Origin of the sequence: Myxococcus vastator (assembly GCF_010894475.1) — a bacterium.
Classification (GTDB): Bacteria; Myxococcota; Myxococcia; order Myxococcales; family Myxococcaceae; genus Myxococcus; species Myxococcus vastator.
The window spans coordinates 1-4,259 of record NZ_JAAIYB010000581.1; the positions used below are offsets into that span (position 1 = coordinate 1).

The 4,259-nt window shown below is 72.2% G+C and carries 3 protein-coding genes; all 3 read right to left on the bottom strand.

The genetic code is table 11. From position 1 onward, the window contains the following. Window positions 1-443 (bottom strand): FAD-binding oxidoreductase (locus tag G4D87_RS34245; protein ID WP_240358836.1); only part of this gene is annotated, 443 nt, incomplete at its 3' end. Continuing rightward, entirely contained in the window at window positions 430-2,301 is a 1,872-nt protein-coding gene (locus G4D87_RS34250; RefSeq protein ID WP_240358837.1) for an ABC transporter ATP-binding protein, read from the bottom strand. The genes G4D87_RS34245 and G4D87_RS34250, both read right to left, overlap by 14 nt. Window positions 2,302-2,318: 17 nt before the next feature. Further along, the coding region (gene lanM / locus G4D87_RS34255) for a type 2 lanthipeptide synthetase LanM (protein ID WP_163786877.1) at window positions 2,319-4,259 on the bottom strand (1,941 nt) is incomplete at its 5' end.

A 4,259-nucleotide genomic window follows, 5' to 3' on the forward strand; every position in this document is an offset into this window, starting at 1 on the left:
AGCCCGAGCCCGCCCAGCGCGACGAGCCCACACCCGCCCGTGGGAAGAACCCGCCCCCGCGCGGCCAGGGCACGGCTGACCACCGACGCCTGCGCCCCAGGCCCGGCGATGGCGACCTCGCCATCACACTCCACCTGGTTCAGCTCCGAAAGGTCCAGCACCACGCCCGCGCTGGAGGACAGGTCGGCGAAGCAGTGCCCCCCGCTGCGCACCGCGAAGGGCAGTGAATGCTCGACGAGCAGCGCCAACGTCCGCTGCACCTCCGAGGCGTTCCGGCATTGGACCAGGACCCGCGGCAGCGGCAGCGGCTGGCCCGCGGCGAACTGCTTCTTCGCCAGCCCCATCCGCTCGTCGCCCGAGAGAATCACCGAGCCTTGCAGCCGCTGCCCCAGCGCCGCCCAGTCCACCGCCCGGCAGCGTTCCTCGAGTTCAGTGGGAGTCATCGTCCAGTCCATGCAGCTTCGTCTGAAGTCGATAGAGCTCGGCGTACCGCCCGTTCTCCCGCATCAACTCCTCGTGGCGCCCCTGCTCCACCAAGGCGCCGCGCTCCAGGAAGTAGATGCGGTCGGCGTTGCGGACGCTCGCCAACCGGTGCGTGATGAGCACCACGGTGCGGCCTCGGGCCAGCTTCCGGAGGGACTCATAGACGGCGTGCTCCGCCTTCGCGTCCAGCGGCGCCGTCGGCTCGTCCAGGATGACCAGCGGCGCGTCCCGATACAGACCGCGCGCCACCGCGAGCCGCTGCCACTGCCCACCCGAGAGGTCCTGCCCACCGAGGAACTGCCGCGACAGCAGCGTCTCCCAGCCCCGAGGGAGCGTGGCGATGACCTCGTGAGCGCGCGCCTGCTCGGCCGCGTCCAGCAGCGCTCGTGAATCGGGGTCCTCGCGCTGGTGGCGCCCCAGCCGGACATTGTCGCGTGCGCTGCGCGGCCAACGGATGGGGTCCTGCAACACCATCACCACCCGGTCCGCGACGCTGGTCGGCGTCATCGCCTTCACGTCCACGCCGTCCCAGGTGATGCGGCCCGTGCTCGGAGGGTAGAGCCCCCCTATCAGCCGGGCCAGGGTGCTCTTGCCAGAGCCATTCTCTCCGACGAGGGCGATGCTCTGCCCCGCCTCCAGCGTCAGGGAGATGTCGCGCAGCGCCAGCCGCCCCTCCTGCCCCGGATACTGGAAGCTGACGCCTTGCAGCTCGATGCGGCCCGGCCGCTCCGGGGCCTTCACGCCCGATGCAGGACGGACGCGCGCGGTCGCCTGCTCGATGAACTCACGGTAGTCGCTGATGTACAGGCCCTTCTCGAACAGCCCGTGCATCATCACCATCAACTGGGTCAGCGCCGTGCTCGCGCTCCGGATGGCCATCACCGCCGTCCCCGCGACGGCCAGCCCCAGCCACTGCGCGTGGAGCATCATCCCCAGCGCGACGAAGGTCGCCACCAGCCCGAGCCCCGACAGGAGCCGGCCAACCAGCGTCGCCCTCGCGCCGACGAGCCCCAGGTGGACCAGATGCTCTTGAAGCGCCACGGCGCTGTGCCGGTATTCGGCCAGGACATAGTCCTGCGCCTGGTTGGCGCGAATCTCCGGCGCGGACTCCCGCTGCGTGGCGAGCTCCGCCATCAACTGCGCCTGCCGCGTGAGGCCGATGGTGGTCGCCATCCCCACGTACTGGAGCCGCGCCGAGTGAAGCGCCGCCCACCCTTCCGGCAACAGGGCGACCCCGAGCAGCGGCACGAGCAAGGGGTGCAGCCACAGCAGCGCCAGCGCCGCGCCGCCCACGGAGAACACCGCGCTGACGGCCTCCACCAGCGCCGTGGTCGCGCCTTCCAGGTGCATCAGCCCCCGGTCCCTCGCGCGGTGCAGCCGGTCATAGAAGGCCGGGTCGTCGAAGCACGCCAGCTCCACATCGAGGCTGACCCGGAACAGCGCCTCCTCGGCGACCCGGTGCACCCGCGGCGCCAGGTACGCGCCCGCCATGGTGGTGGCGGAGTCCAGGGCCAGCTTCACCAGCAGCATCAGCCCCAGCACCAGCAGAGGCCCCAGCACCGCCCGGGGCTGCGTGAAGGCCGGCGCGTCCGCCAGCAGCCGCCCCAGCACCTCGGTCCCCAGCAGCAGCGTCGCCGTCGTCGCCACGCCCGCGAGCAGTTGGAGGACGACGACGGCCACGGCGACACGCGGCGAGGCGCGACGCAGCACCGACACCACGGGCCGCACCGACATGCCCACGCGCCGCGCGAGCGCCAGGACTCCGGGGCTCGACGGCGCGGCCCCACCCAGATGCCAGTAGGGCCGCTCCAGCTCCACCTGGCTTGCGTCCGTGCTCAGAACGCCCCTCCCCCAAGGGTCAGGATGGAGGGCAGCGCATGCTCCGGATGCGCGCGCAGCAACTGGTAGGCGACGCCCCCCAAGCCTGGCAGCAGGCCTGGAGCGAAGGCGTCTCGCACCAGCCCACAGGAAGGCCCATGGTCCTCGATGCTGGTGATGAGGGTGGCCAGCAGCCCCTCCCGCGTCACCCCGTCGGGCGCCTCGCCCGCGCGAAGGGCGTGCTCCAGCAGCTCCCAGGAGCCGAGGTCGCCGTGGCAGGCGCAGTGGTTCCAGCCGAGCCCCAGACGCCAGGTCGCGGCGGCGGCCCGGCGCAAGGTCAGCCGCGTGTGAGGACGCTCGAGACCGGGGTCCAGGTCGAGGTGTGCCAATCCAATGCCCACCGCGCCGTGACACCATGCCGCGGCTGTCTTCGCGCCCTCCAGCATGCGCAGGTCCAGCCAGTTCTGCTCGTCCGGGTCGAAGAGGGCTTCATCGAACGCGAAGGCCGCGCGCGCCAGCTCCGCGTAGCGCGCCTCACCCGTCGCGCGGGCCAGCAGCGTCAGCGCCCAGCCCATTCCCGTGGTGCCGTGCGCGAACCCTCCAACGCCCTCCGGCCACTGCTCGTGCGGCCAGAAGGCCCGGTCGTTCTCGCGCCGCGCCTGCTCGCCAATCGTGTCGCCCAGCGCACGCGCCATCTGGAGGTAGCGCGCCTCCCCGGTCCGCCTCGCCAGCGCGAGCAACGGAGGTATCGCCCCCGCCGTGCCCGACAGGACGTCGTGCGTGTCCGCGGCCGCAGCGGAGTCGGGGATGGCGTCAGCGAGCCGCACGGCACGCGCGAGCCCGTCACCCCCGTCTTGCTTCCAGTCCGCCAGCACCAGCCGCGTCCAGATTTGTGAGCCCAGGCCGATGTAGGCCCCAGGTGGCGGTGGACGCAGGCGGATGCCCTTGCGCTGACGCAGCGCCTCGAAGCGGTCCTCCGCCAGCGTCAGCGTGTGGACCAGCGACGCCAGGAGCGGCTCCAGCCCCTCCACGGGGTCCGCTCGGCCCTTCTCCACTTCGCGCAGGTAGCCCCCGACCAGCAGCGCGACACCGGACGCGCCGCCGTAGAGGTCCTGCTCCAGGGGCTGGACGGACCACCCCGTCGGCCCACGCGTGGGGGCAATCCAGGTGACGCTGCCGTCCGTCCCTCGGATGGCGGTGGAGACGAGCTGGCGCACGATGTCGGCCGCGATACGCCGACGACGCGCATCGACGTCGTCCGTGCGGACATGCGCCGGCAGCATCGACGCCGCATCCGGCATCCACCCGTCGTTGACGTAGGCGCTGACCAGGGTGGCCTGGATGACGTCGCGCTCCAGGGTGAAGTCGGCGGTGCGCCAGTGCGCCAGCGCGGCCTCCACCAGGTTGCACCGAGGCTGCCACCGCGTCCCCCGAGGCCCCTCCAGCTGGCCGTCTCCCGCCAGCGTGGTGAAGAACGGGACGTCCCCTTCGAGCAGGTCCTCGACCTCCGCCGCGATGACCTCCGGGTCCGCCGGCGCGGTGGACACGTTGGCGGCCATCCTCGTGAGCAGGTCCATCGCGCGCTGGCGCGCTGGCTCCGCCTTGTGCAGGGAGACCGGGTGCCACAGCATGCGCGCCACTTCCCCGTACACCTCCGTGGCCCGAGGCACGACACGGATGCGGCAGGGCTCGAAGGGCGCGAGCAGCCCTGGCAGGGCCCCCGTTCCATCCAGCCGTCGCAGCGTGGCCGTCATGCCATCGAAGCCCGCCAGGACGTCCGGCCAGAACCGGGCCAGCGCGGGCTCTGGGCTGGGGTGGTTCTGGGAGACCTGGGCGGGGACCTGGGTGATGCCGACGCGCGCTTCGTCCGTCCCCTTCTGGAGGATGTCCGGCTGCTGCACCATGGGCTGCTGCCCCGGGAGCATTCCGACGGCGGAGTTGTCCACGCCGCGAAACCC